Here is a 26,839-nt window from a genome sequence, read left to right on the forward strand (position 1 = left end):
ACATTCATCAGCCTCGTTCCCAATGAAGTTTCCTTGCAACTTGAGCCGTCTCGACATCAAGATCGCTCGTCCCACGAAAGGATCGCTCGTACGGCCGGGCACTGGCGCCTCGCCGGATGCGCCGAGAGGCGCGTCGAACATGATTGGAGGAGTGACGCAGATGACCCGACTCACTAGGCCGCGGATCGCCGCATCGCTCGCGGCGATCGCCGCGCTTTCTCTCCTGGCCGGATGTACGGCGGGCGACTCCGACTCCGCCGGCGACGATCGCACCGTCGTCTTCTGGACCCCGCAGACGACTCCGGAGCGCCTTGCCGCGCAGGAGGAGATCGCCGCGGCGTTCACGGAGGCGAGCGGGATCGAGGTCGAAGTGGTGCCCATGGCCGGCGCCGACCAGGATCAGGCGCTCGTGACCGGCGCCGCGACCGGGGACGTCCCCGACGTCATCCTGCACGCGTCACCGCAGACGAGCGCGTGGACCTCGCAGGGCCTGCTCGACACCGCGGCCGCCACCCGGACCGTCGAGGAGCTCGGGATCGACACGTTCAACCAGAACGCGATCGACGCCGTCACCGTCGACGGCGAGATCGCCTCCGTCCCCTCAGACGGATGGACGCACGTCATCGCCTACCGCGCCGATCTGCTCGAGCAGGCCGGCGCCGAGGTGCCGACGAGTGTGACCGAGCTCGCCGACGTCGCGACCCAGGTCAAGGAGGAGCTGGGAATCACCGGCCTCGCGTTCGGGACCCAGGCCGGCACGGCCTCCGCGACCGAGGGCATCCAGTCCATCTTCCACAGCGCGGGCTGCGAGCTCGTGACCGACGGTGAGGTGACGATCGACTCCGATGCATGCGCTGACGCGGCCGAGCAGTTCCTGCGCCTACGCAACTCGTCGGTCGCCGGCGACTTCGACGTCACCAGCGCTCGCGCGGCGTACATGAACGGCGACGCGGCGATGCTGCTGTTCTCGACGCATATCCTCGATGAGCTGGCCGGCCTCGACGAGGCCACGCCGGCGACCTGCGCGGAGTGCGCGGACAACCCGGCCTTCCTCGCCGAGAACACCGAGTTCGTGACGGTGTTCGACGAGGAGAACCCGGCGCAGTTCGGGGCGATCCTCAGCTACGGCATCCCGACCGGCGCGAACACGGAGGCCGCACAGGAGTACATCGAGTACGTCCTGAGCACGGGGTACATCGACACCCTCGCCGTCGCCACCGAAGGCCGTGTCCCGCTGCGCAACGGCACCGCCGACAACCCCACGGAGTTCATCGACGCCTGGGGCGCGCAGGGCATCGGCCCGGCCCAGGAGCGCACCTCGGTCGACCTCTACGGCGAAGCGTTCGTCGAAGGCATCGCCGACGGCATCAACGCCGTCTCGCTGTGGGGCATGGGAACGCCCGACACCGTCCTGGCCGGCCTCGTGTCGAGCCAGGGGGTGCTCGCCGGGCAGATCGAACAGCTCTACAACGGGGCGTCGCCGGAAGAGGTCACCGCGGCGATGAAGGCCGCCGTCGAGGAGGTTCAGGCCGGCCTGTGAGTAGTGCAGCCATCCGTTCGCGCCGGGGGCGGGCGCTCACCCGCTCCCGACGCGACAACCGCAACGGGCTCCTGCTCACCGCCCCGACGTTCCTCGTCATCACGCTGGCCTCGCTCATCCCGCTCGTGCTCGTGGTGGTCTTCGCCTTCAGCGAGATCCGCCTGGTCGACATCCCGCAGCTCGGCACCGAGCCGATCGACTGGTCCCTCGACAACTTCCGCCGGGCGCTGTCGAACCCGTCGTTCTGGCAGGCGCTCGGCACCACGCTGCTGTACGCGTCGCTGACGATGGTCGGCTCGGTCGGCATCGGACTCGTGCTCGCCCTGGCCCTCCGCCGCCCGTTCCGGGGCCGGGGAGTCGTGCGCGCGCTGCTGCTGGTGCCGTACGTGCTGCCGATCATCGCCGCCGTCACGATCTGGCAGACCATGCTCAACCCCCAGTACGGGCTGGTGAACGCGGTCGGCCGGCAGTTCCTCGGCTGGGAGCAGCCGGTCGGGTTCCTGAACACCGCGACCACCGAGGTGTGGGGCATCCCGATCCCGCTCTCGTTGCTCGTCGTCGTCGTGTTCGAGATCTGGACCTCGGCGCCACTGTCGTTCCTGTTCATCACTGCTCGCCTCCAGGGCGTCTCGCCGAGCATCGAGGAGGCGGCGGCACTCGACGGGGCGAACGGGGCGCAGATCCTCACCCGCATCGTGATGCCCCAGCTGAAGGGCGTCATCCTGCTGCTGTGCCTGCTGCGGTTCATCTGGACCTTCCAGAGCTTCAGCGAGGTGTACCTGCTCACCGAGGGCGCCGGCGGCACCCAGGTCATGGCGCTGAAGGTCTACACCGAGCTGGTCACCCGCGCCGACATCGGGAGCGCCGCCGCATACGGGCTGCTCATGTCGGTCGTCCTGATCACCCTGCTCGCCGTGTACGTCGTGCTCTCACGGAGGAAGGTGGACGTCGAATGACCCGCCGGAGATCCCCCCTGCGGCCGAGACCCGCGGCCCGGGTCGTCCGAGTCGTCATCATCGTGCTCGCGCTGGTGTTCGCGCTCGGCCCGGTCCTGTACGGATTCCTGCTCTCGCTGCGCCCGTACTCGGCCGTCGTCCAGGATCCGCTCGATCTGATCCCGGCCCTCGACGAGATCGACCTCTCGGCGTACACGACCGCGATGCTCGATCCCTCGGAGGGCGGGTTCGGGCTCGGCCGCTTCGTGATCAACTCGCTCCTCGTCGCGGTGGGAACGGTGCTGCTGTCCATCCTCGTGTCGATTCTCGGCGCGTACGCCGCCGCGCGCCTGCGCTACCGGGGGCGCGGCGGGGTCAACGCCATCATCCTGGGCGTCTACCTCTTCCCCGGCATCGTGCTCTCGGTGCCCCTGTTCGTCCTGCTCGCGAAGGCCGGATTGACGGGCTCGCTGGTCGGGCTGTTCCTCGTCTACGTGGCCACGACGGTGCCGGTGTCCATCTACATGCTCCGCAACTACTTCCAGGCGCTCCCCGAGAGCGTCGAGGAGGCGGCGATCATGGACGGGGCGTCGCTGCCGCAGATGTTGCGCAGCGTCATCCTGCCCGTCGCGCTGCCCGGGGTGATCGCGACCGCGATCTACGTCTTCATGATCGCCTGGAACGAGTACTTCTACGCGCTGCTGTTCCTCGTGCAGGACCGGGCGCTGTGGACGGCACCGCTCGGCATTTCGCAGCTCAGCGACTTCAACGTGCCGGTCACCGTGCTCCTGGCGGGTGCGCTCGCCGTCACCGTCCCGGTGATCGTGCTGTTCTTCGTGGCGCAACGCTATCTCGTCGAAGGTCTCACTGCAGGAGCGGAGAAGTGATGCGACCGCAACGTCTGGTCATCATCGGGGCCGGTGGGCGAGGGCGCGACGCGTACGGTCGCTGGGCGCTCGACCACCCCGACCGGGCCCGCATCGTGGGCGTCGCCGACCTCTCGGCGATCCGCAGGGGTGCCCTCGCCGCCGAGGCGGGCGGCGCGGCCGAGTACGAAGACTGGCAGGACGCCGTGGCGGATCTTGGCCGCTTGCGGGCCGACGGCGTCGTCATCGCCGTGCCCGACGCGCTCCACGTCGACGTGGCCATCGCGGTCGCCGATGCCGGGCTGCCGTTCCTGCTCGAGAAGCCCGCGGCGCCCGACCTCGCCGAGCTCACGCGGCTCGCCGCCCACGTCCGGCAGGCCTCGTCGCGTCTCGCCGTGGGTCATGTGCTGCGCTTCACGCCGTTCTGGCGCAGCGTGAAACGGATCCTCGACTCTGGTGCGATCGGCCGTGCGATGACCCTCGAGGTGCGCGAGAACGTGGGCTTCTGGCATTTCGCGCACTCCTACGTCCGCGGCAACTGGCGGCGCAGCGCGAGCTCGGGCGCCATGGTGCTGACCAAGACGTCGCACGACCTCGACCTCATCCGGTGGCTCGCGGGCGACGCTCCCGACCGCGTCTACAGCATCGGCGAGCTGACCTGGTTCCGCCCCGAGAACGCGCCGCCCGGGGCACCCGGCTTCTGCCTCGACGGCTGCCCGGTCGCGGACAGCTGCCCGTTCTTCGCGCCCCGCTACTACGTCGACGCGCTCGCGGGCGTCTCGGGGCATCCGGTCCATCTGCTCGGCGGCGACCCCTCGCCGGAGGGCCGGCTCGCGGCCCTCCGGACCGGCGACTACGGTCGGTGCGTGTACCGCAGCGACAATGACGTCGCCGACCATCAGCAGACGACCATGATGTTCCCCGGCGGGCTGACCGCGACCTTGACAGCCTCGGCGTTCACCGCCGAGAACACGCGGAACGTCGTCATCACCGCATCCGCGGGTCAGCTCACCGGACACATGGAGAGTGGGGAGATCGTGGTCGATCTGTTCTCGCCGAGCGCGACGCTGCCGGACGGGCTTCCGGTGGCCGAGCACGAGGTCACGCGCAAGCCGCCGATGGGGCACGAGCGGCACACGCTGCGCGTGCGCCCGCCCGAGGACGACCTCGGCGACCATGCCGGCCACGCGGGCGGCGACGCAGGACTGATGTCGGCGTTCGTCGACGCGCTCGTCTCGGCGACCGTCGGAGAAGGCGAGCTCTCGTTCGACACCGCCCTCGACAGCCACCTGATCGCGTTCGCGGCCGAGCACTCGAGGGTGTCGGGGCACCCCATCGATTTCGCGTCGTGGGTCTCGCAGCTCGACATCGCCCCGACCGCCGACGCCGGCCGAGGGGCCGGCGCATGAGCGGCCCCGCGTTCGCCGATGCCGTCCGCGCGCTCATCTCGCGCTGCGGCGGTGACGCCGATCGAGTCGAGATCGTGCACCGCGCCGCGGAGCCGGGGGCCGCGGCGATCGGCTCCTTCGCGTCGCGCGGAGGCATCCTGACCCTCACCGGCACCGACGCCGTGGCTGCGGCGAGCGCGTTCGCGGCCTACCTGCGCCGGCACGGGCGACGCGTGACGTGGGAGGCGCCGGCGGTCGTGCCCCTCGGCGACTCGTGGCCCGACGCCCCCGAGACGACGCTGCGCACGGGGTTCGGCATCAGGTACCACCTGAATGTGGTCACCCACGGCTACTCCACACCGTTCTGGGACTGGGACCGCTGGGAGCGGGAGCTGGACTGGATGGCCCTGCACGGGGTGACCCATCCGCTCGTCCTCACGGCGTACGAGGTCGTCCTGCGCGAGGCGCTGGTCAGGTGCGGTGCCGACGCGCAGGAGGCGGACGACTGGATCGGCGGCGCACCGTTCGTGCCGTGGATGTCGATGGGCGGCATGCACGACTTCGGAGGTCCGCTCCCGGCACGGTGGGCTGAGCGCCGCGTGGAACTCGCCCGGCGGATCCTGCAGCGCGTCCGCGAGCTCGGCATGACGCCGGTGATCCCGGTCGCCGGCGGCCACGTCCCGGCCTCGCTCGCCGGACCCGATGGCGCCGAGATCGAGTGGCAGGGGTGGCGGACGCCCGTGCTCGATCCGGGTGGTGCCGCGTTCGCGCGGTTCGTCCGGACGTTCCTCGAGGTGCAGCAGGAGCTGCTGGGCGATCTCGGCGACGCGCCGGTGCTCGCGGTCGACCCGTACATCGAGTCGCTTCCGCCGAGCGGGGACGCCGAGGCGCTGGCGGCGGCCGGTGACGGCATCCACCTCGCGCTCACCGCCGTGCACCCGGAGGCGACGTGGTTGCTGCAGGGCTGGCCGTTCCACTACCACCGGCAGTTCTGGTCGCCTGAGCGCATCGAGGCGTACCTGTCACGGGTGCCGTTCGAGCGCCTCCTGCTCATCGATCTGTGGGGTGAGCATGCGCCGATGTGGCGCGATGGCATGCACGGCCGCCGTTGGATCTGGACCGCCGTGCACAACTTCGGGGGCCGGTTCGCGGTGTTCGGCGACGTCCGCGGCCTCGTCCGGGACCTCGACGAGCTGCGCGACGGCGCGCCCGAGCGATTGGAAGGGATCGGGCTCGCGCCCGAGGCGATCGAGAACAACGCGGTCTTCTACGAGCTGGCGGGCGACCTGGTCTGGGGCCACGTCGAGATCGACGAGTGGCTCGGCGAGTTCGCCGCCCAGCGGTACGGCGTCGACGACGAGGCCGCCCGCGAGGCGTGGCGCGTGCTGTCGAGGACGCTCTACGGCCCGGGTCGCACGCGCTCGATCCCCTCCCCCGTCATCGCGCGCCCCTGGCGGGCGACCGCGCCGTTCGCCGGTCAGCGTCTGGCCGGCGAGGCGCTGCCTGCCGAGCCGACCCGGATGTCAGCGAACATCGACGCCGAGAACGATCCATCGGTGCTGGGAGACCTGCCCGCGCTGGCGGGTGCCGCCCGGGCGCTGCTCGGGCTGCGCGACCGGGCCCCGCTCCGCGAGTCGCTCGAACGAGACGTCGTCGACCTGACCGGGCACATCCTCGCCCAGCGCATGCGGCTGCGCATCCGTGGCATCCTGACGGCGTATGCCGCCGGGGATGCCGCAGGCATCCGCGACCATGGCGCGCAGCTGACTGAGGACCTGCTCGAGCTCGACGGGCTGGTCGCGACCCGCTCCGACTCCCGCGCATCGACCTGGATCGCCGCGGCGCGGGCGTGGGGTGACACCGACGACGAAGCCGATGTGCTCGAGCGGGACGCCCGAAGTCTCGTCTCCGTGTGGGGACACCAGACGAGCGGGCTCCACGACTACTCGGGTCGCCACTGGTCGGGTCTCATCCGCGACCTCTACCTGCCCCGATGGACGGCCTGGGCCGACTGGCTCGCGGATGCGGCCGACCGCGACGCCGAACCCGATGAGGCCGTGCTGCAGGAGCGCATCGTCGCGATCGAGGAGTCCTGGCGAGCGGCGCGGGGCAGCGACGACGGATCGTCGATCGACCCGCTCGACGCCGCGGCGGGCATCCTGGATCGGATCGACCGGTGAGGAGCCCGCCGTGACCACGCGCCCGAACGTCCTGCTCATCGTGACCGACCAGCAGCGCTGGGACAGCCTGTCCTGCGAAGGCGGATACGTGCAGGCGGCGAATCTCGACCACATCGGGGCGGAGGGCACGCGCTTCCGCCGCGCGTACTCGGCCACACCGTCGTGCACGCCAGCGCGCGCGTCCCTCCTCACGGGCCGCGACCCGTGGAACACCGGCATCCTGGGCATGGGCGCCGGGCAACCGCCGCTCGCCGGGCTCACCGGCACGCTGCCCGAGCTCCTGGGCGAATCGGGCTACCAGACGCACGGCGTGGGCAAGATGCACTTCACTCCGCAACGGGCGAGGTTCGGGTTCGACGAGACCGTCATCGACGAGTCGCTGCGGGTGCAGGACGAGCGTTTCGTGTCGGACTACACCGCGTGGTTCGAGCAGCACGCGCCCGCCGACGTCCGGCAGGCCGACCACGGCATTGACGTCAACTCGTGGATGTCGCGACCGTTCCACGTCGCCGAGCACCTGCATCCGACGAACTGGACCGTGACGGAGTCCATCAGGTTCCTCGAGCGACGCGATCCGACGCGGCCGTTCTTCCTCATGACCTCGTTCGCCCGTCCGCACTCGCCGTACGATCCGCCGCCGTTCTACTACGAGCACTACGTCGCCCGCGGCCGGACGGGCGGTATCCCGGATGCCGCGGTGGGCGAGTGGGCGTCGATCCACGACGTGGACGATGACGACGCCGGCGATGTCAACGCCTGGCGCGGTCGGCGCAGTGACGACGAGGTGCGCGAGGCGCGGGCAGGCTACGCGGGACTCGTCCATCACATCGACCACCAGGTCGGCCGGCTCATGCGCGTCCTCCGCGACCGCAAGCTGGATGCCGACACGATGGTCGTGTTCGTGTCCGACCACGGCGACATGCTCGGCGACCACCACTTGTGGCGGAAGACATACGGCTACGAGGGGTCCGTGCACGTGCCGCTGCTCGTCCGGCTGCCCACCCGGATACGGCCGGCCGGCCGCGCCCGGACCGTCGACGAGCCGGTGTGCCTGCAGGACGTGATGCCGACGATCCTCGACGCCTGCGGCGTCGCCGTCCCGGCCGAGGTGGACGGGCGGAGCCTGCTTCCGCTCATCCGGCAGGACGGGGTGACGTGGCGCGACTGGGTGCACGGCGAGCACTCGACCTGCTACGACGCCTCTCAGGAGATGCAGTTCCTCACGGACGGCCGCTGGAAGTACATCTGGTTCCCCCGGAACGCCGCGGGGGCTCCGGCCGAGCAGCTGTTCGACCTCGAAGCCGACCCGTACGAACGCGTGGATCTCGCTGCGGACCCCGAGCACGGCGACGAGCTGCGGCGGTGGCGGGATCGGCTCGCCGACGAGCTCGCGCGCCGAGACGCCGGCCTCGTGGAGCATGGCGAACTCGTGCCGCAGCACGGCCGGCCGCCCCTCGTGTCGCCCGAGGCGGCGCAGCGCAGGGTGGGCATCGGGGCGTGAAGCGGGCCCGGCTGTCGCCGGGCCCGCGTTCCGCTCTCGTTCCGCTACTGCTGGTGCGCGCGGTGCCTGCGGCGCGCGATCAGCGCGGCCGCACCACCGAGCAGCAGGAGCACCAGGCCGATACCGAGGTACGGCAGCACATCAGCACCCGTGGCACCGAGCACCCCGGACGGCTGCGACGCGTTGTCGCTGCCGGGACCGGGGTCGCCCGGCGAGCCGGGTGTGCCGGGCTCGGTCGGCGTGCCGGGCTCCGTCGGCGTGCCGGGCTCGGTCGGCGTGCCGGGCTCGGTCGGCTGGGCGGGGACGACCGGGAGGCTCCAGGCGTTGACCCCGTCACCGGACTCGCCCGCCGACTCGGCGAACGAGGCCAGGACGAGCACGTCCTCACCGAGGGCTCCGTACGTCGTCTCATCGAGCGCGAGCTCGACGACTCCGGCACCCGCGCCCACCTCGGCCACGGTCGACGCGAGGAGGCGCCCGCCCATGTTCGGCGCCCACTGGGGCGCCGCGCCGTCGGACTCCGCGCACGCATCGAATCCGTCGGTGTCGCCGGGGCAGCTCGACGTCCAGACCGGGATGAACCGCGGGTCGCCCTTCCAGAGGAACATCCGGACGGTGCCGTCGGCCGCCGACTCGTAGGGCAGGCTCACCGCGGCGGCGTCGATCGAGACGTCACCGATGGTCAGCGCATCGCTCGGCTGCACACCCGACACCGTGCCACCCCTCACCGCGGACTGGTACACGGTCTGCGGCGACTCGACGCCCTGCAGGGCGGTGTCCGGAATGATCGCGGCGGGCGCCTCGGTCGACCGGTCGGCGGGCGGCTCGTACCCCGCGAGGTAGGCGTGTCCCCAGCGGTACGGCTCGGACTGCTGGCTGCCGAACGCGGACCAGGCGGTCCTCGTCTGGCCGATGAAGTCCTGCGTGTCCGAGTCGTACGGCGTCACGTTGAGGCCGAGGTACTGCGGGTCGACCTCGTTCTGGTCGAGGGTGCCCTGCGGGGTCGCCCCGGTCGGGCCGACCGCGGCGGGAAGATCCGCGAGCGGGATCTTCACCTCGATCTCGTAGGCGCCGCCCACGAACGCGCCGGCCTCGTCGCGCTTGACCTGGGCGGCGACCTTCACGCCGGGTGCGTTCGGCGCGTTCTCGACGGTGTCCGCGAGCGGCCCGGTCGAGAAGCCCTGGTGATTGTCCGCGTCACGCGACCAGCACGGCCCGTTCTCGCCGTTGCCGTTCGCCCCCTCGGCGTCATCCGTGAAGGGGAACATGCCGAGCTTGAACGTCGACGACGTGTCGATGGACTCACCGCGCGGGTCGAGCAGCAGCTCGACCGAGTCGACCAGCCAGTGCCCGAAGCACCGGTCGGGCGTCGCCGCAGCGCTCGCCACGTCGTCGACCACGCGGATGTGCGCGTAGAGGGCGTCGTCGAACCAGCCGAGGGTCGCGGTGCTGCCCGTGCCGCAGTCGACGCCGTCGGGCGCACACTCCGCGCCTTCCCATCGGGTGCCGATGCCGACCGCCGTGCCGGCGAGATCCGCACCCGAGCCGTCGACCACCGGGGCTGCGTCCAGTTCGGGGATCACGACGCTCGGCACCACGTACATGGTCATCGACTCTTCGGCCGTCCCCGCGGACGAGGTGGTCGTTGCGGTCACCGGCACGGTCCGGCTGCCCGGATCCGTGGGGTCGGTGTGCGTCACGATGAACTCGACGGTCGTCCGCTCGCCGGCGGCGAGCCCGGTGTACGGCTTCGCCGCCTCGTCGGCGACGAGACCGGCGGGCAGACCCAACGTGACGGTCCCGGACTGCGTGTCCGCGGAACGGTTGGTGACCTCGACCGGCACGGTCACGGACTCGCCCGCGCCGATGGTTCCGACGGCGTTCGAACGGCCGCCGACGAACACCTGGTTCGCCTGCGTCCACTCGTCGTACTCGGCCGCGGTCCCCCATCGCTCGAATCGGCCCTCGACCGGGGCGACGACCTCGACCCTGGTGTCGTTGTAGGCGGTGACGTCGCCACCGTCGAAGGTCGCCGCGAGCTTGTACCGCGTCGCGGCGGCGTCGGCGGCGGGCGTGATGGTGAAGGCCGCCTCGGTGGGCTCGCCGTCACCGATGCCGGTGACGCTCACCGGGTCGGAGACCGTCCAGCCCGCGGGGGCCACGAGAGAGACGTCGCCCCCGGCCAGCGCTCCGGCGCCGGACCGCAGCGCGACGGTGACCTCGAACGGCTCGCCCGCGGCCACGAAGTAGTCGGCGGGCTCGATCGCGACGGTCGAGCCGAGCGGCATCCCACCCGGGTCGGCGACGACGGCGCCGTACAGGACCGCGTCATCGTTCGCCGCTGCGTCCGCGCCGTTCGGCTGCATCGGCACGATCGACTGCGAGACGCCGTAGCGCTGGCACGTGGGGTCCCACAGCCTCTTCTGCATGACGCGCGCCTGCGTCGGGTGCGCGCGGCCGCCTTCGCGGCCGACCTGCGCCCACGTCTTCGCCGCGCCCGCCGGCTGACCGGCGAGGTTGCCCTCGGGCCAGGTGTACGGCGAGTCGTATCCCGTCCAGGTTCCGACGACGGTGAAGGGGTTCGCCGGGTCGGGCACGAAGCCGGTGTTGCAGTTGGGCTCGGCGATGCCGCCGGAGCCGGTCGTGAGTCCGCCGGCGAGGATCTTCTTGACCTGCCAGGGCTCGACCGCGCCCACGCCGGTGAGCTGCTCCGGGAAGCGTGCCGGGTCGGCGGCGGCGGCGGCCGCCTGCCAGACCATGCGGCCCTGTGCGTACTGGTGGTTGCCGTGCCCGACGGCGAGCGACGGGTTGCTCCCGACGAGGATCTCGGGCTGGGTCTCACGGATGATGCGCACCGTGCGGCGGAGCGTCTCCTCCTCGTCCCAGACCTGCGCGGTCAGCGGGGCCGAGGTGTTGTAGTAGAAGTCGACGCGGTCGAGGTTGAAGATGTCGACGGTGCCGGAACGGACGTGCGAGGTGCGGTCCTCGTTCTCGCGACGGAGGCCGAGGTCCGGCCCCGCCTCGGAACCGACCGAGTTCGAGCCGCCCTCGCCGCGCGTGGCCATGATGATGCCGCAGCGCACGCCATAGCGGTCGTGCCAGACGCCGCACGGCGTCGTGAACCCGGCGTCGTCGTCGGGGTGGGCCCAGATGCCCATGATGTCGATCTTCTCGCGCTCGGTCTGGGTGGCGACCGACGCCGGTCCCGCATCCCACCCTGGCTCGGCTTCCGCGGCGATGGCCGCGCCGGGCGCGATCAGCCCGGTGACGACGAGCACTGCCGCGAGCACCCCAGCGTGTCGCATCTTCATTCCGCCTCCTTGAGGTCGACGGCGCCCCCCGAAATGAGGTCACGCCGTACGTTTCGACCCAAGCTAGTGCGCAATTCGGTCACGAGCAAGCATTTCTGCGCAGCCGGTTCGATTAATATCGAGCGTTTTCGATCACGGCCGGATGCCTCGTGGGCTGCGCCGCACCGCGGCATCCGCCCGAAGCATCCGCCCGAGGCATCCGCCCCACCCAACCCAACTCAGGAACGACGGCGCGCCACGCGGCGCACGCACCCGCGACACGCCGAGCCGCCAGCCGAGGTTCCTGAGCACGAGCACCGGACACTCCGGCGCGCTCAGCACACCCGGCGGTCACGGCGCCGCCCGTCAGCGCCCCGCGGCCTCGGGCACCCGGGTCTGCCGGACGATGCGCACATCCGGTCGCACGGAGCGCTCGTCCAGCTCCGAAGCAGCGGCGGCGTCGACCAGCGCGAGCACGGACGGGTGCCGGTGCAACGCGGTCACGGGCACGGCCGAGGTCGGCTCGCGGGTCGCGAGGGCGGCCACCGCCTCGGCTTTGGCGGCGCCGGTCGCGACCAGCAGCGCCCGGCGCGATCGCAGGATCGTGCCGATGCCCTGAGTCATCGCGGTGCGTGGCACGGCCGCGAGATCGCCGTGGAAGAAGCGGGCGTTGTCGCGTCTGGTCTGCGCGGTCAGCTGTGCCACATGCGTGCCGCCGTCGAGCGGGGCGCCCGGCTCGTTGAACGCGATGTGCCCGTTGACGCCCACTCCGAGCAGCTGCAGGTCGATGCCGCCCGCGTCGGCGATCGCCGCGTCGTACTGTCCGGCGGCGGCCGAAAGGTCCTCCGCGTCGACGTCGGGCGCGTGCACACGCCCGGACGGGATTCCGACCCGATCGGTGATCGCGCGCCGGATGACGGCGGCGTAGCGCTCGGGGTGGTCCGTCGGGAGCCCCACGTATTCGTCGAGGATGAACACCCGGCTCGACGCCCACGGGCGGGGTTCGTCGGCGTGCCGGCGCGCGAGCTCGTCGTAGACGCGGTCCGGCGACGAGCCGGTCGCGAGGCCGAGCACGCAGGAGCCGCGGCGCACGACCGCGTCGATGGCGTCGGCGGCCGCCACGCCGACCGCCTCGGCGTCCGGCAGGACGTGCAGCTCGATCATTCGCGCACCGCTCCCTCGATCATGCCCTTGATGAAGTGCCGTTGCAGGAAGATGTAGAGCACCACGACGGGCAGCGCGACGAGCACCGCGCCCGCCGCGAGCAGCGCGGTCCCCTGCGTGTACTGCCCCTGGAAGAACGCCAGGCCCAGGGGCGCCGTCCGGACGTCCCCGTTCGGGGACATCACGAGCGGCACCAGGAACTCGTTCCAGGTCCACATGAAGGTCAGCAGCACGAGCGTGAGGATCGCCGGCCTGCCGATCGGCACGAGGATCTGCCACAGGATCCGGAAGGAGCCCGCGCCGTCGAGCCGAGCCGCCTCGATCATGGCACGGTTCGTCGTGCGGAAGTAGGTGCGCATCCAGTACGTGCCGAACGCGATCGACATGGCGATCTGCGGGAACGCCACGCCCCAGACGGTGTTCGTGAGGCCGACCGACCTGAAGTCGAAGTACAGCGGGACGATGATGGCCTCGGTGGGCACCATGATGCCGAGCAGGAAGATGTAGAAGAGCGGCGTCGCGAACCTGAATTTCATGGTGCCGAGCGCATACCCCGCGAGGATGGACGCCGTCACCGCGACCGCCACGACGATCGCCGCGACGATCACCGACGTGGTCATGTACTGCCCGAAGCGACCGATCTCCCACGCGTCGGGGAAGTTCTCCCAGTGGAAGATCCGACCCTCACGACCGACGGACGCGCTCTGCGGCCCGAAGGCCAGCGAGAGGATGACCCCGATGGGGCCGAGCACGACGAATGCGAACAGGATCAGGACGACGTAGTTCGCGCCCTTCTCGAGACCCGAGACCTTCACTTCTTGTCCCCGATCTGATTGACGACGAAGTTGATGGCGAACACGATGAGCGTCAGCGCGATGCCGACGGCGGTGGCCGCCCCGACCTCGCCCAGCTGGAACGCACGCCGGTACACCTCGTAGCTCGGGACCGTGGTCGACGTGCCGGGTCCGCCGCTCGTGGTCACGTAGATGAGGTCGAAGGTCTTCAGCGCCGCGACGATCGTGAGCGTCAGCGCGACCGTGATCTCACCGCGAACCGACGGCAACGTGATGGCGAAGAACTCGCGGAACGCGCCGGCGCCGTCGATGCGCGCCGCCTCGTAGAGCTCGCGCGGTACCCGGCTCATGCCGGCCATGAGCAGCACGGTCACGAGACCGAGCGAGACCCAGCTGCCGATGAGCCCCACGGCGGGCAGCGTGAAGGTGTAGTCGCCGAGCCATGGGCGCGTCCACGAGTCGAGGCCGACCATCCGGAGGAATCCGTTGAGCGGGCCGTCCGGTGCGTAGATCTGCCGCCAGGTGACGGCCACGACGACCATCGCGATGACCTGCGGCAGGAAGATGACGGTGCGGAAGAAGCCGAGCCCGCGTACCTGCGCGCGGGTGAGGACCGCCGCGAGCACCAGCCCGATGCACAACGGCAGCACGGCGTAGAAGAAGATCAGGATGAGCGCGTGACCGAACGCCTCACGCAGTTGCGGATCCTGCACGAGGGCGACGTAGTTGTCGAACCCGACGAACGTCGACGCCCCGAGCCCGTCCCACTCGAAGAACGAATACTGTGCCGCCCGGCCCAGCGGGAAGAGCATGAAGAGCCCGTAGAAGACGATCGCCGGCGCCAGGTAGGCCCACGGCAGCCAGGGTTTCGCCATCCGGCCGGAGCGCCGCGAGGCGCCCCGGCCGGTCGTGCTGGTGAGCGGATCAGCCATTCTGCGAGACGAACTCCGCATAGTCGGCCTCGAGCTGCTCGGTGAACGCGGTCGGGCTGAGCTGGCCGTCGAGCAGCCCCTGCAGCGCCTGTCCGAGCGTCTCGCCGAAGGTCGGCGTCGCGTAGTCGAGGTAGGGCAGCACGCTGCCGTTCTCCGTCACGTTGCCGAACTGGGTGAAGACATCGGCGAGCACGCCGGAGGCGGGCGCGAGCTCGGCCGTGCGGTTCACCGGGAGGTTGCCGGTCTCCGCGAGGATCTCCATCGCGTCATCGCTCGTGATGAAGTCGATGTACGCCGCGGCGACATCGGTGTTCTCGGCGGCCGACGTGATCGTGAAGGGCAGGCCGGTGCCACCGGTCGTCGCCGGCGATCCGGCATCCGTCGACGGCACGAAGAAGCCGACGTCCTCGCCCATCGCGTCCTCGAGGTCGGCCGCGAGCCACGAGCCGCCGATGAGGAAGACGCCGGTGCCATCGGCGAGCGCCTGCCAGGCGGCGTCGTAGTCGGTGCCGTTCACGCCCTCGTTGAAGTAGCCGTCGTTCACCCAGCCCTGCAGCGCCTCGGCGGCCGCCTCGTTCTCGGGCGTGCTCCAGCTCGCGCCGGGGTTGCCGAGACCGAGGTCGGTGATCACGCCGGCGTCGACGTAGTTGCCCTGCAGCGGGCCGAAGACGTGCCCGGCGGGCCACTGCTCGATGTTGCCGAGCTGCATAGGGGTCTCGCCCGCGGCCTTGGCCGCCGCGAGCGCGGCGTCGAAGGCCGCCCAGTCGGCCGGGACCTCGAGGCCGAGCGCGGCGAGCTTGGCCTTGGAGTAGAAGATGCCGACGACCTCGCCGACCTGAGGCAGGCCGTAGAGGTTGCCCTCGCCGAAGACGGTCGCGTCGTCGCTGTAGGTCGAATACTGCAGGATCGACGGCGAGTACCGGTCGAACCAGCCGTACAGGTCGGCGTAGTCGTCGAGCGGCCGGAGCTGGCCCGCCTCGACGAACGCGCCCATCGTGTTGCGGCCGTTGTTCGCCTGCACGACGTCCGGCGCGTCCTTGTCGGTGAGCGCGAGACGCAGCGTGGTGTTCAGGTCGTCGAACGCCTGCGAGTTGCGGTCGATGGTGACGTTCGGGTACTTCTCCTCGAACGCGGCGTTGAGCTGTTCCATCTGCTCGTTCTGGCCGCCGCGGACCTCCTGGTCCCAGACCGTCAGCGTGACGTCGCCGACGCCGGAGATGTCGGTGCTGATCTCACCGCCGGTCTCGGGGCGGTCGGCCTGGCCGGTGCCCGGGGCGCAGGCCGCGAGGCCCAGGAGGAGCGCGGCGCCGCCGGCGATGGCAGCGAACCGTGTGTGTCGGTGCATGGTGTCCCTTTCGGTTGTGCGTTGCAGGCTTCGGGTGCAGTCGAAGAGCGCAGCGTGGGTGGGGCGTGGTCAGTGGATGGGAAGCGGATGCGGGAATCGGAAGGTCGGTTCGGCTCGACGCGCCGGGCGCGGCGGCTCATCGGGGAGGATGTCGCCGAGGAAGCCGTAGCGACGCTGAAGTTCGCGGTCCCCGGTGGTCTGCGTGCGCTGCCACCAGTCGCCGATCTCCGCCCACCCCGGCGCCCCGAGGGAGCCACCGAGCTGTTGGACCGCGAGGCCCGAGCAGAGCGCGGAGAAGGCCAGACGCTGGTCGAGCGGCCAGTCGCGGAGCGTGCCGAGCACGAACGACGCCGCGAAGACGTCGCCCGCGCCGGTGGCGTCGAGGAGCTCGACGGGGACGGCGGGGACCTGCGCCTCTTCGCCGGTCGCGGAGTCGATCGCGACGGCGCCGTCGCCGCCGCACGTGACGACGACCAGCGGGACGCGCTCGGCGAGCCGTCGTGCCGCGGCCGCAGCGGAGTCGGTCCTCGTGTACGCGGTCGCCTCGCGCAGGTTCGGCGTGAACGCGTAGCAGGATGCGAGCGGGTCGAGGTCGTGCGGATCCCAGACGCCCGTGGAGTCCCAGCCGATGTCGGCGAAGATGCGGGTGCCGTGGTCGGCGGCGCGCTTCCACCACGCCGTGTCGAGCTCGCCGCGCATGCCGTTGAGATCGGCGATGCCCGCTCTGGCGCTGACCCCGTCGCGGAGCAGTTCGTCGGCCGGGACTGATCGCTCGCTGTCGTAGGTGATCATGCTGCGGTCGTCGTGCTCGGTGATCGACACCGTGAGGGCGGTGTTCACGCCCTCGAGTCGGCGAGCGGGGCCGAGGTCGACGCCCTCTTCGGTGAGCACGTCCCAGCACCATCGGCCGTAGGCGTCGTCGCCGAGCACCGCGGCGAGCGTGGGGCGGAGGCCCAGCCGGCCCGCCGCGACCGCGAGGTTGGCGATGCCGCCGGGGCTGGCGCCGAGCCCGCTCGTGCGCACCTCGGTCCCGGGCTGCGGGGTCGAGTCGAGCCCGGTGAAGATCAGGTCGAAGAAGACCTGCCCGGACAGCACGACATCGAACTCGGCGTCGGCTGGTTCGGTGTGCACGGCATTCCTCTCGGGGGCACTCGTCGGCGATGACTGCATTTGACAGAACATACTGCTAAATGATCGTTCGCGCGTCAAGCGTGCTCGAAGATGACTGATATGCTCGTGGACATGCTCACAGCGACGCGACAAGCCAGGATCCTGGATTCGCTCCGGGTCGACGGGGAAGTGACCGTCGAAGACCTCGCCGATCAGTTCGGCGTCTCGCTCTCCACCATCCGACGCGACCTGAACGCCCTCAGCGCCGAGGGACTGCTCCGTCGTGTTCGAGGCGGCGGCAGCATCGAGGCCGACAAGGTGCCGTTCAGCGACGTCCAGCGCCAGCAGCGCCCGGAGAAGTCGCGCATCGCCGTCCGCGCGGCCGAGCTCGTCGAGGACGGCGACGTCATCCTCATCGACATCGGGACCACGACCGCGCTGCTCGCGCGCGAGCTCCGCGGCCGGCGGATCACGGTGATCACCTCGAGCCTGGCCGTCATCGACGAGCTCCGAGACGACGACGCCGTCGAGCTCATCGTGCTCGGCGGCGTCGTGCGCGGCAACTACCACTCGATGGTCGGCGCGCTCACCGAGCAGGCGCTCGCACAGATCCGCGCGACCACGTGCTTCCTCGGCACGAGCGGTATCCGCCCCGACGGCACGATCGCCGACACGACGGGCATGGAGGTGCCGGTCAAGCGATCCATGATCGCGTCGTCGCAGCGCGCGGTCGTGCTCGCCGACGCGTCGAAGTTCCCGGGCGTCGGCCTGTTGAGTGTGTGCGGCCCGGAGGATCTCTGGGGCGTGGTGACGAATGAGGATGCAGACCCGGCGACGCTCGCCGTGCTGCGCGAGAACGACATCGAGGTGATGACGGCGTGAAACTGACCATCGTCGGAGGCGGCGGCTTCCGTGTGCCCCAGGTCTTCGAGGCGGTGTCCTCCGATGACGCCCCGGTGCGGATCGACGAACTGAGCCTCTTCGACGTCTCGGCCTCGCGGCTCGCGACCATCCGCTCGGTCATCGACCGGATGTCCGAGCAGACCAGGCACGTGCCGAAGCTCACCGTCACCGACGATCTCGCCGAGGCCCTCACGGGGGCGGACTTCGTCTTCAGCGCCGTGCGCATCGGCGGCACCGCGGGCCGCGTCGCCGACGAACGCACCGCGCTCGAGCTCGGCGTGCTCGGCCAGGAGACCGTCGGCCCCGGCGGTATCGCCTACGCGCTGCGAACCATCCCGTTCATGGTCAAGCTCGCCGAGGTGATCCGTGATGTCGCACCCGACGCCTGGGTGATCAACTTCACGAACCCCGCCGGCATGGTCACCGAGGCCATGCGGGCCGTGCTCGGCGACCGGGTGGTCGGCATCTGCGACACCCCCATCGGCCTCATGCGGCGCGCAGTCGCCGCCGCGACGGGTGACAGCTCGGCCGCGAACGCCGCCTCCCTGCACTTCGACTACGTCGGCCTGAACCATCTCGGGTGGCTGCGCAGCGTCGAGGTCGACGGCGTCGACCAGCTGCCGAAGCTGCTGCGCTCGGACACCGCCCTCACGACCATCGAAGAGGCGCGGCTGATGGGCTTCGACTGGGTGCGCGCCCTCGGGGCGCTGCCCAACGAGTACCTCTATTACTACTACTTCACGCGTGAGGCGACCGAACGCATCCGCTCGGCCGCGACCACGCGCGGTGAGTTCCTCGACCGCCAGCAGGCCGAGTTCTTCGCGGCCCCCGGCGCAGACCCGCTCGAGACCTGGCTGCGGACGCGCCACGAGCGCGAGTCGAGCTACATGGCCGAGAGTCGTGAGGTGAACGAGTCGCGGCACGCGACCGACGTCGACGGCGGCGGCTATCAGACGGTCGCGCTCGACCTCATGGCCGCGCTCGCGACCGGGCGCCCGTCGACCATGATCCTCAACGTGCGCAACGGCGACCTGGTCCCCGCGCTTCCCGCCGACTCGGTCGTCGAGGTCGGGTGCGTGGTCGACGGCGACGGCGTGCACCCGTGGCCGATCGCTCCCGTCGAGGGCGAGATGCTGGGGCTCATGGCGCAGGTGAAGTCGGCTGAGCGCCTCACGATCGAGGCGGCCAAGGTCGGCTCCAAGGACCTCGCCTGGCGCGCGTTCGCGGCGCATCCGCTGGTGGACTCGGTGAAGGTCGCCCGCGCGCTCGTCGACGGCTACAGCCAGCGCTTCGAATCCATCGGACGGCTTCTGGACTGACGGCGCACGCCGGGTGCCCGGCGGCTCGGGCGCCGGGTCGCCCGGGCGCCCGGCGGACTCCCCGGTGAGTAACATTGTCAGCACAAACTGACGGATGGAGTCGCGGGATGGGCCAAGCAGAGCACCGACTGCCTGACGAGCTCTTCCTCACCATCGACCGAGCGGGTCCGGTCCCCCTGTACTTCCAGATCGCGAAGTGCCTCGAACGGGCGATCACCGAAGGCAGCCTGCCCCCCGGTTCGCGCCTCGAGAACGAGCTCTCGCTCGCCGAGCGCCTCGGGTTCTCGCGGCCCACGATCCGGCGCGCGATCCAGGAGCTGGTCGACCGGGGTCTGCTCGTCCGCAGGCGGGGTGTCGGCACGCAGGTCGTGCACAGCCACGTGAACCGCAACGTCGAGCTCTCGAGCCTCTACGAGGACCTCGACGCCGACGCGCGCACACCGACCACGCGCGTGCTGTCCTCCGAGATCGTGCCGGCCGGCGAGCTCGCGGTCGAACAGCTCGGGGTCGAACCGGGCCGGCCGACCCTGCACATCAGACGGCTCCGGTATGCGGACGGCGTGCCGCTCGCGATCCTCGACAACATCCTCCCCGAGCCGTTCATCGCGTTCGACGAGCGTGCACTGACCGACCACGGCCTCTACCAGCTGCTCCGCTCGAGGGGCGTGACCCTGCGGGTCGCGAAGCAACGGATCGGCGCACGCCAGGCCACGGCCGAGGAGAGCCGGCTGCTCGACCTCGCCGAGGGCGCCGCGGTGCTCACCATGAGCCGCACCGCGTTCGACAACTCAGGACGCGCGGTCGAGTTCGGCCAGCACAGCTACCGTTCCGACCTGTACTCGTTCGAGGTCACGCTCGTCGATCGCTGAGCGAACGCAGAAACGCCAGCGACGCCCTGACGTCCTCGACCGGCCCGGTTCCCGCGGCCGGCTCGGCGGCGAGGATCGTGTCCTGTTCGAGCACGTACCATCCGTCGTAGCCGACGCCGTCGAGCGCGGCGACGATCGCCGCGACATCCACATCGCCGGCACCGAGCGGAACGTAGATGCCCTGCCGCACCGCCTCCGTGTAGGTCAGCTCGCCCGACCGCACCTGCTCGGCGAGGGCGGCCGAGACGTCCTTCGCGTGGACGTGCGCGATGCGATCGGCGTAGGTCTCCGCGAGCCACGCGGGATCGGTGCCGCCGATCAGCAGGTGCCCGGTGTCGAGGCAGATCGGCATGCTCGAGCCGTCGAGCACACGCAGCACCTCGTCGCGCCGCTCGATCAGCGTGCCGACGTGCGGATGCAGCGTGGGCCGGATGCCTCGTGACCGGGCCAGCTCGGCGACGCGGTCGAGATTCGCCAGCAGCGTGCGCCACTGCGCCTCGGTGAGCTCCGGACGCTCGTCGTAGCCGTCGGCGCCGGTCGCCGCGGCGAGCACGAGCGTGTCGCCGCCCGCCGCCTCGAACGCCTCCAGCTCTGCGGCGACGCCCGGAACCGGGTCGTGCCCGGGATCGTGCAGCACGACCGGCACGAAGGCGCCGACCGCCTGAAGGCCGGCCTCGCTGAGCACGCCGCTGCGCCGCGCAGGCTCCTCGGGAAGCCAGCCCTGGGGACCGAACTCGGTCGCGGTCATGCCGAGCTCGCGCATCTCGGCGAGCACCCGATCGGGTGCGAGCTGCACACCCCAGTCGGGCACTTCGCACACGCCCCAGCTGATCGGGGCACCGGCGATCCTCATCGCGTCTCCTCCTCCATACGCTGGCGTGCTGTACCGGACGACCGCACCTGCACCGGCTCGCCCGTCGCGGCGCTCTCCGACGCGGCATCGGCCAGGACGAGCGCCTCACGGCCGTCGAACAGGCCGGGCTGCGGCGCGGTGCCCGCCTGGATCGAGTCGATGAAGTGCGCGAGCTCGGCGCGGTACGCCTGCGCGTACCGATCGAGGAAGAAGGGCTGATACACCCCGGCGGCCGAGCCCGCTGCCGTGTTGGCGACCACCGACGTTCCCCGATGGTTCAGCGTCTCCAACGAGCCGAGCGGGCCGAACAGCTCGACCCGCTGGTCGTACCCGGCTGCGCTCGAGCGCGAGTTGATGATCGTCGCGATCGCGCCGTCCGCGGTCGTCAGCGTCGTGATCGCGCCGTCGAAGTCACCGAACTCGGCGAGCGCGGGATCGGCGCGCTGGCCGATCGCGCGCACCTCGACGATCTCGCCGCCGAGCGCACGCACGAGATCGAGGTCGTGGATCGCCATGTCGCGGAAGATCCCGCCGGACTGCGCCACGTAGCTGAGGGGCGGCGGCGCGGGGTCGCGGCTGATGATGGTCAGCTGTCGGACCGGTCCGATCTCGCCTGCGGCGGATCGAGCGCTGATCTCGGCGATGCCGGCGTCGAAGCGGCGGTTGAAGCCGACCATGACCCGGTGCTCGGAACCGCTGACGGCGGCGATGCACTCGTCGACGCGCGCGAGGTCGAGATCGACGGGCTTCTCGACCAGCACGGCCTTGCCGGCCGAGACGGCGGCGAGGATGTGGTCGACGTGGTACGGGGTCGGCGACCCGACGATGACGGCGTCGATGTCGTCGCCGAACGCCTCGGCGACCTCGGTCGTGGCGCGTGCCGCGTACCGCGCGGCCAAGCGTTCGGCGGCGCCGTCGACCGGGTCGGCGACGAGCGCGAGCCGGGCTTCGGGATGCGCCGCGATGCTCGCAGCGTGCACGGTTCCGATGCGGCCGGCGCCGATCAGGGCGAATGAGAGCACAGGTCAGCCTTTCTCGGTTGAGCTCGGCGCGTCGCCGAGGAGCGGTCGCTGCAGCACGCGCTGCTGCTCGTAGTCGGCCCGAGCGCGTCGCGTGCTGTCCAGGTCGGACACCTCGGCGACGGGGACATCCCACCAGCCGTTCCCGTCAGGGCCGTAGACCAGCGGGTCGCTCGCGACATGGATGACCGTGGTCCGGTCGGAGGCCTTCGCCGCGGCCATCGCCGCGGTGAGCCGGCCCGTGACGTCCGGGCCCGGCTCGACGTCGATGACGTCGACGCCGTAGCTCCGGGCGTTCGCCGCGAGGTCGATGGGCAGCACCTCGCCGTGTTCGAAGCTCTGGCTGGCCCGGTCGAACGAGCGGTACTTCGTGCCGAAGCGTTCCGACCCGACCGTCTCGGAGAGATGCCCGATCGACGCGTAGCCGTGGTTCTGGATGAGCACCACGATGAGCTTGATGCCCTCGGCGACCGCGGTGACCAGCTCCGAGTGCATCATGAGGTACGACCCGTCGCCGACCATGACGATCACGTCGCGGTCGGGCGCAGCGCGGCGGGCCCCGAGGCCGCCCGGGATCTCGTAGCCCATGCACGAGTAGGCGTACTCGACGTGGTAGCCGAGCGGGTCGCGGACGCGCCAGAGCTTATGCAGATCCCCGGGCAGCGAGCCCGCGGCCTGGACGACCACGTCGCGCGGATCGCTCGCGCGCTGCACGACGCCGATGATCTCGGGCTGGCCGGGCAGCTCGCGGCCGGTGGGTGCCAGTGAGGCATCCACCACCTCGTCCCACGCGGCCTTCCACCGGCGCACCTGTTCGGCGTACTCGGCCGGGATCCGGTACCGCTCCAGCTCGGCGGCGAGCGCGACGAGCGCTTCGCGCGCGTCGGCGACGACGGCGATCTGCGTGCCGTGCTTGTAGGCGTCGAACGCCGCGACATTGATGTTGACGAACCGCACATCCGGGTTCTGGAACGCGGTGCGGCTCGCGGTCGTGAAATCGCTGTACCGGGTACCGATGCCGATGACGACATCGGCCTCGGCCGCGGCACGGTTCGCCGCGGTGGTGCCGGTGGCGCCGACGGCACCGAGGTACTGCGGGTGGTCCCAGTCGAGCGCACCGCCGCCGGCCTGAGTCGTGCCGACGGGGATCCCGGTCGCCTCGACGAGGGCGCGCAGCTGCGTCTCGGCCGCCGAGTAGATCACGCCACCTCCGGCGATGATGAACGGATGCTTCGCGGCCGCGACGGCCGCGACCGCCCGCTCGAGCGCACCGCGCTCAGGAACGGGGCGGCGCAGATGCCACTCGCGCTCCTGCAGGAACTCGACGGGGACGTCGAGCGCTTCGGCCTGCACGTCCTCGGGGAGCGCGATGGTCACGGCGCCCGTCTCGGCCGGATCGGTGAGCACGCGCATCGCCGCGAGCGCGACCGAGTACAGCTGCTCGGGGCGCTGCACGCGGTCGAAGAACCGCGACAACGGGCGGAAGGCGTCGTTCACCGTGAGGCCGGTGTCGTGCGGCAGCTCGAGCTGTTGCAGGACGGGATCGGCGACGCGGGTCGCGAACGTGTCGCTCGGCAGCAGCAGTGCGGGCAGTCGGTTGGTGGTCGCGAGCGCCGCGCCGGTCAGCATGTTCGTCGCGCCGGGGCCGACAGATGCGGCGCTGGCCATCGTGCCGAGGCGGCGGCGCAGGCGTGCGTAGCCGACCGACTGGTGCACCATCGCCTGCTCGTTGCGGGCCTGGTGGTACGGCATGAGTCCGGGCTGCGTGGCGTTCAGCTGCATGAGCGCCTGTCCGACGCCCGCGACGTTGCCGTGCCCGAAGATGCCGAACGTGCCGGCGATCGTGCGCTCCCGATGGGCTCCGTCGACCGTCCACTGCCGGGCCAGGAACTCCACGAGCGCCTGGCTCACCGTCATCCGTCGTGTGGTCATGCCTGCCCCTTCCTGGGTGCTGCTCCGTACGGGAGCCGGGGGTCGATGTCCTGGTCGTCCCAGGTTCCGCGCACCCAGGCGTGCGCCGGGTGGTCGGAGATGTTCCAGACCCGCTCGGGGTCGGGGCCCGCCATCACATTGAGGTAGTAGAGGTCGTAGCCCGGGCTCGCCGCGCACGGACCGTGCCAGCCGTATGGGACCAGGGCGATGTCTCCCGGGCGCACCTCGACGAGGGTGTCGATCTCGCCGGCTTCCGACGAGGAGGTGCGCATGAGGCCGTACGGGTCGGCCTCGGGGGGCGCCTCGCGCCCCCGCTCGACCGCCGTCTCGAAGTAGTAGATCTCCTCGAGGCGGGACTCCGAGCCGGGCACGTGCACGTCGTGCTTGTGCGGCGGATACGAGGACCAGTTGTCAGCGGGGGTGAGCACCTCGCACACGATGAAGCGGTCGGCGTCGAGGAGGTCAGGGGTGCCGAAGTTGTGCACCTGCCGGCTCGACCGGCCCGCGCCCCTGAGCTCGACCGGCACCTCGTCGCGCGCGATGTGGCGCACGGGCTTCCGAACGGTGGCCGGCGCCTCGGCGACCGCGACGCGGCCGGGGCCGGTCAGGTCGGCGTGCGCACCGACGGGGAGATAGAGGACGTCGGTCGGGCCGTCGAAGACGGACTCCCGTCCGGCGAGCTCCACGGTCACCCACGCGCCGTCGCCGTCGAGGCCGGTCGCGCCGTCGCCGTCGAGCCGGTAGCGCACCGTGAACGAGCCGCGAAGCGGCACGATGAGCCGTTCGACGTCGCCCGCGGGCAGGGGAAGGGAGGTGCCGGCTTCGAGCTCGGCGACTCTGAGCCCCGTGTGCGCCCACCCGGGCGTCGAGGCATCCACCACCGACTCCCAGCCCTCGCGCGCGAGGGCGCCTCTCGGGAAGAACCAGTCGTCGGCCGGCGCGCGCGTCACGAGCGCGCCCCGTTCGGCTCGTCTGCGTGGTCCGGCCCGTGGACGATCGCGGCCGCCTGGTCGACCGCCGTGGCGACGTCGCCGTCGGCGGGGTAGAGCAGGGTGCGGCCCACCACGAGGCCGCGGACTCCGGGCAGCGTGAGCGCGTGCTCCCATCCGCGGTATGCGGCCTCGGGGTCGCCGTCGGGCTCGCCGCCGAGCAGCAGCGTCGGCAGGGTCGTGGCCGACATCACGCGCTCCATCTCGGGAACGACCGGCAGCTTCAACCAGGTGTACGCGGAGGACCGGCCGAGGCCGGAGGCGATCGCGACCGACCTGATGACCGCGTCGGCGGTCAGGTCGTTCACGACCCGCCCGTCGCGGCGACCACTGACGAACGGTTCGAGCATGATCGGCAGCTCCGCGCGTGCGGCCTCGTCGACCGCGCGGGCCGTCGCCTCGAGCGTGGCGAGCGTACCCGGGTCGTCGAGGTCGATGCGCAGGAGCGTCTTGGCGAAGTCGAGCCGGTCGCGGGTCATCGCCTCGACGTCGTAGGCGGTGAAGCGGTCGTCGAGCTCGAACGAGGCGCCGCGCAGCCCGCCGCGGTTCATCGAGCCGACGACGATCTTCCCGTCGAGTGCGCCGAGCAGCGCGAGGTCGTCGATGAGGTCGGGGGTCGCGAGCACGCCGTCGACGCCAGGGCGCGACAGCGCGAGCGCGAGCCGGTCGAGCAGGTCGTACCGGTCCGCCATGGCCATGGCGTCGGCGCCGACGCCGAGCGCACCACGGGCCGGGTGGTCGGCTGCGACGATGAAGAGGCGCCCGTCGCCTGAGAGCAACGGTCGGCGGATGCGTCGGCCGAGCGCCGCACGGATCTCACCGGGTCGTGCCGCCCTCACCTCGCGGAGGTGGGCGAAGGCGTCGTCGCCGAGGACGCGCTGCCGCTCAGCCGCGCGCACCGGCGGCCCCTTCGAGCACGGCGTCGACCTCGCTCGTGGTCGGCATCGCGGTCGAGCATTCGCGTCGGGAGGCGACGACCGCACCGGCCACATTGGCGAAGCGCAGGATCCGTTCGAGGCCCCAGCCTTCGAGCAGGCCGTGGCAGAACGCACCGCCGAACCCGTCGCCCGCGCCGAGCCCGTTCACCACGTCGACCGGGAAGGCGGGCACGACGACGGATTCGTCGCGCGTCTTCGCGAGCACCCCTTCGGGGCCCTGCTTGACGACCGCGAGCTCGACGCCGCGCTCGAGGAGCGCGTCGGCGGCCCGTTCGGGGTCGCGCTCACCGACGGCGATCTCGCACTCCTCGCGGTTCCCGATGGCGACCGTCACGAAGTCGAGCGCTCGGGCGACCTGCTCGGTCGCGTCAGCGGGTGACGCCCAGAACTCCCGCCGGTAGTCGAGGTCGAGGATGGTGTGCGGCCGACGGCCGCGCGCGGCCCAGGCCGCATGGTGTGCGCCGCGGCTCGGCTCTTCGGACAGCCCGGACACCGTCGCCCAGAAGATGCGGGCCGAGCGGATCGCGTCGAGGTCGAGGCTCTCGGCGGCGACGGTGAGGTCGGGCGCTTTGGGCTTGCGGTAGAAGTAGATCGGGAAGTCGTCGGGCGGGAAGATCTCGCAGAACGTCACCGGCGTGGCGTACTCGGTCGAGACGCCGACGTAGGCGTCGTCCACGCCGAGCCCCCGGAGCTCGCGTCGCAGGTAGCGCCCGAACGGGTCGTCGCCGACCGCCGAGACGAGCGCGGCCGACCGGCCGTGACGCGCGGCGGCGACCGTCACATTGGCGGCGCTGCCGCCGAGGTACTTGCCGAACGTCTCGACGTCCTCCAGCCCGAGGCCGTCCTGCAGGGGGTACAGATCCACCCCGAGCCGGCCGATCGCGATCAGATCCTTCGTCGCGGCCGCGTCGCTCATCGCTCTCCAGTGTCCTCGCCCGATGCCATCACGCTGCCACCCTAGCAAATGTCAGG

Annotated in this window: 21 protein-coding genes; 9 read left to right on the forward strand and 12 right to left on the reverse strand. The window is 71.1% G+C overall.

Going from position 1 to position 26,839, the window contains the following annotated elements:
* The first annotated feature begins 160 nt into the window (after positions 1–160).
* Genes RH864_RS05255 through RH864_RS05280 form a run of 6 tightly spaced genes read left to right on the forward strand, consistent with a single transcriptional unit; the run spans position 161 to position 8,410 of the window.
* The gene (locus RH864_RS05255) at positions 161–1,540 is read left to right on the forward strand and encodes an ABC transporter substrate-binding protein (RefSeq protein ID WP_310516474.1); all 1,380 of its coding nucleotides are present in this window, start codon (positions 161–163) and stop codon (positions 1,538–1,540) included.
* The gene (locus tag RH864_RS05260; RefSeq protein WP_310516475.1) at positions 1,537–2,496 is read left to right on the forward strand and encodes a carbohydrate ABC transporter permease; all 960 of its coding nucleotides are present in this window, start codon (positions 1,537–1,539) and stop codon (positions 2,494–2,496) included. Before RH864_RS05255 ends, RH864_RS05260 begins: the two co-directional genes overlap by 4 nt.
* Positions 2,493–3,362: a carbohydrate ABC transporter permease gene (locus RH864_RS05265; RefSeq protein ID WP_310516476.1), complete on the forward strand. Its 870-nt coding sequence runs from the start codon at positions 2,493–2,495 to the stop codon at positions 3,360–3,362. Before RH864_RS05260 ends, RH864_RS05265 begins: the two co-directional genes overlap by 4 nt.
* The gene (locus RH864_RS05270; RefSeq protein ID WP_310516477.1) at positions 3,362–4,750 is read left to right on the forward strand and encodes a Gfo/Idh/MocA family protein; all 1,389 of its coding nucleotides are present in this window, start codon (positions 3,362–3,364) and stop codon (positions 4,748–4,750) included. Before RH864_RS05265 ends, RH864_RS05270 begins: the two co-directional genes overlap by 1 nt.
* Positions 4,747–6,909: an alpha-N-acetylglucosaminidase gene (locus RH864_RS05275; protein ID WP_310516478.1), complete on the forward strand. Its 2,163-nt coding sequence runs from the start codon at positions 4,747–4,749 to the stop codon at positions 6,907–6,909. Before RH864_RS05270 ends, RH864_RS05275 begins: the two co-directional genes overlap by 4 nt.
* A 10-nt stretch (positions 6,910–6,919) precedes the next feature.
* Positions 6,920–8,410, forward strand: coding sequence for an arylsulfatase (locus RH864_RS05280; protein ID WP_310516479.1), 1,491 nt, complete (start codon positions 6,920–6,922; stop codon positions 8,408–8,410).
* Positions 8,411–8,454: 44 nt separating this feature from the next.
* Here the strand turns inward: RH864_RS05280 and RH864_RS05285 are convergent, their stop codons facing one another.
* From RH864_RS05285 to RH864_RS05310, 6 genes are all read right to left on the reverse strand, one after another.
* Positions 8,455–11,721, reverse strand: coding sequence for a PIG-L family deacetylase (locus RH864_RS05285; protein ID WP_310516480.1), 3,267 nt, complete (start codon positions 11,719–11,721; stop codon positions 8,455–8,457).
* Between the two features lie 345 nt (positions 11,722–12,066).
* Positions 12,067–12,864, reverse strand: a complete 798-nt coding sequence (locus tag RH864_RS05290; protein ID WP_310516481.1) for a glucosamine-6-phosphate deaminase — start codon at positions 12,862–12,864, stop codon at positions 12,067–12,069.
* Positions 12,861–13,679, reverse strand: coding sequence for a carbohydrate ABC transporter permease (locus tag RH864_RS05295; protein ID WP_310516482.1), 819 nt, complete (start codon positions 13,677–13,679; stop codon positions 12,861–12,863). The genes RH864_RS05290 and RH864_RS05295 overlap by 4 nt, the downstream gene beginning before the upstream one ends.
* Complete coding sequence (locus RH864_RS05300) at positions 13,676–14,590, reverse strand: carbohydrate ABC transporter permease (RefSeq protein ID WP_396129945.1); 915 nt, start codon at positions 14,588–14,590, stop codon at positions 13,676–13,678. Before RH864_RS05300 ends, RH864_RS05295 begins: the two co-directional genes overlap by 4 nt.
* Complete coding sequence (locus RH864_RS05305; protein ID WP_310516483.1) at positions 14,583–15,935, reverse strand: ABC transporter substrate-binding protein; 1,353 nt, start codon at positions 15,933–15,935, stop codon at positions 14,583–14,585. Before RH864_RS05305 ends, RH864_RS05300 begins: the two co-directional genes overlap by 8 nt.
* Before the next feature lie 69 nt (positions 15,936–16,004).
* Positions 16,005–17,066 carry a carbohydrate kinase family protein gene (locus tag RH864_RS05310; RefSeq protein WP_310516484.1) on the reverse strand — a complete coding sequence of 354 codons (1,062 nt, stop codon included), beginning with the start codon at positions 17,064–17,066 and terminating at the stop codon, positions 16,005–16,007.
* A 111-nt stretch (positions 17,067–17,177) separates the two neighbouring features.
* On the opposite strand from RH864_RS05310, the gene RH864_RS05315 reads away from it, so the two are divergent.
* The 3 genes from RH864_RS05315 (at position 17,178) to RH864_RS05325 (ending at position 20,136) form a co-directional block, all read left to right on the forward strand.
* A complete protein-coding gene (locus RH864_RS05315; RefSeq protein WP_310516485.1) occupies positions 17,178–17,927 on the forward strand; it encodes a DeoR/GlpR family DNA-binding transcription regulator in 750 nt (249 codons plus the stop codon).
* A complete protein-coding gene (locus RH864_RS05320; protein WP_310516486.1) occupies positions 17,924–19,267 on the forward strand; it encodes a 6-phospho-beta-glucosidase in 1,344 nt (447 codons plus the stop codon). Before RH864_RS05315 ends, RH864_RS05320 begins: the two co-directional genes overlap by 4 nt.
* Positions 19,268–19,374: 107 nt before the next feature.
* Entirely contained in the window at positions 19,375–20,136 is a 762-nt protein-coding gene (locus RH864_RS05325; protein ID WP_310516487.1) for a GntR family transcriptional regulator, read from the forward strand.
* Here RH864_RS05325 and RH864_RS05330 read toward each other — a convergent pair.
* Genes RH864_RS05330 through iolC form a run of 6 tightly spaced genes read right to left on the reverse strand, consistent with a single transcriptional unit; the run spans position 20,117 to position 26,783 of the window.
* Positions 20,117–20,989: a TIM barrel protein gene (locus tag RH864_RS05330; RefSeq protein WP_310516488.1), complete on the reverse strand. Its 873-nt coding sequence runs from the start codon at positions 20,987–20,989 to the stop codon at positions 20,117–20,119. The two genes, RH864_RS05325 and RH864_RS05330, sit on opposite strands and share 20 nt — an antisense overlap.
* Positions 20,986–22,011: an inositol 2-dehydrogenase gene (gene iolG, locus RH864_RS05335; protein ID WP_310516489.1), complete on the reverse strand. Its 1,026-nt coding sequence runs from the start codon at positions 22,009–22,011 to the stop codon at positions 20,986–20,988. Before iolG ends, RH864_RS05330 begins: the two co-directional genes overlap by 4 nt.
* Before the next feature lie 3 nt (positions 22,012–22,014).
* Complete coding sequence (gene iolD / locus RH864_RS05340) at positions 22,015–23,940, reverse strand: 3D-(3,5/4)-trihydroxycyclohexane-1,2-dione acylhydrolase (decyclizing) (RefSeq protein ID WP_310516490.1); 1,926 nt, start codon at positions 23,938–23,940, stop codon at positions 22,015–22,017.
* Positions 23,937–24,890 carry a 5-deoxy-glucuronate isomerase gene (gene iolB, locus RH864_RS05345; RefSeq protein WP_310516491.1) on the reverse strand — a complete coding sequence of 318 codons (954 nt, stop codon included), beginning with the start codon at positions 24,888–24,890 and terminating at the stop codon, positions 23,937–23,939. The genes iolD and iolB overlap by 4 nt, the downstream gene beginning before the upstream one ends.
* Positions 24,887–25,828: a class I fructose-bisphosphate aldolase gene (locus RH864_RS05350; RefSeq protein WP_310516492.1), complete on the reverse strand. Its 942-nt coding sequence runs from the start codon at positions 25,826–25,828 to the stop codon at positions 24,887–24,889. Before RH864_RS05350 ends, iolB begins: the two co-directional genes overlap by 4 nt.
* A complete protein-coding gene (gene iolC, locus RH864_RS05355) occupies positions 25,815–26,783 on the reverse strand; it encodes a 5-dehydro-2-deoxygluconokinase (protein ID WP_310516493.1) in 969 nt (322 codons plus the stop codon). Before iolC ends, RH864_RS05350 begins: the two co-directional genes overlap by 14 nt.
* Between the last annotated feature and the right edge of the window lie 56 nt (positions 26,784–26,839).

It is taken from the genome of Agromyces aerolatus (assembly GCF_031432255.1).
GTDB lineage: Bacteria > Actinomycetota > Actinomycetes > Actinomycetales > Microbacteriaceae > Agromyces.

What these genes read in the sequence shown, in the direction of transcription:
- RH864_RS05285 (WP_310516480.1), bottom strand. Translation starts at nt 11,721, where the DNA reads ATGAAGATGCGACACGCTGGGGTGCTCGCGGCAGTGCTCGTCGTCACC.
- RH864_RS05265 (WP_310516476.1), top strand. Translation starts at nt 2,493, where the DNA reads ATGACCCGCCGGAGATCCCCCCTGCGGCCGAGACCCGCGGCCCGGGTC.
- RH864_RS05270 (WP_310516477.1), top strand. Translation starts at nt 3,362, where the DNA reads ATGCGACCGCAACGTCTGGTCATCATCGGGGCCGGTGGGCGAGGGCGC.
- RH864_RS05275 (WP_310516478.1), top strand. Translation starts at nt 4,747, where the DNA reads ATGAGCGGCCCCGCGTTCGCCGATGCCGTCCGCGCGCTCATCTCGCGC.
- iolC (WP_310516493.1), bottom strand. Translation starts at nt 26,783, where the DNA reads ATGAGCGACGCGGCCGCGACGAAGGATCTGATCGCGATCGGCCGGCTC.
- RH864_RS05255 (WP_310516474.1), top strand. Translation starts at nt 161, where the DNA reads ATGACCCGACTCACTAGGCCGCGGATCGCCGCATCGCTCGCGGCGATC.
- iolD (WP_310516490.1), bottom strand. Translation starts at nt 23,940, where the DNA reads ATGACCACACGACGGATGACGGTGAGCCAGGCGCTCGTGGAGTTCCTG.
- RH864_RS05315 (WP_310516485.1), top strand. Translation starts at nt 17,178, where the DNA reads ATGCTCACAGCGACGCGACAAGCCAGGATCCTGGATTCGCTCCGGGTC.
- RH864_RS05300 (WP_396129945.1), bottom strand. Translation starts at nt 14,590, where the DNA reads ATGGCTGATCCGCTCACCAGCACGACCGGCCGGGGCGCCTCGCGGCGC.
- RH864_RS05325 (WP_310516487.1), top strand. Translation starts at nt 19,375, where the DNA reads ATGGGCCAAGCAGAGCACCGACTGCCTGACGAGCTCTTCCTCACCATC.
- RH864_RS05330 (WP_310516488.1), bottom strand. Translation starts at nt 20,989, where the DNA reads ATGAGGATCGCCGGTGCCCCGATCAGCTGGGGCGTGTGCGAAGTGCCC.
- RH864_RS05290 (WP_310516481.1), bottom strand. Translation starts at nt 12,864, where the DNA reads ATGATCGAGCTGCACGTCCTGCCGGACGCCGAGGCGGTCGGCGTGGCG.
- RH864_RS05305 (WP_310516483.1), bottom strand. Translation starts at nt 15,935, where the DNA reads ATGCACCGACACACACGGTTCGCTGCCATCGCCGGCGGCGCCGCGCTC.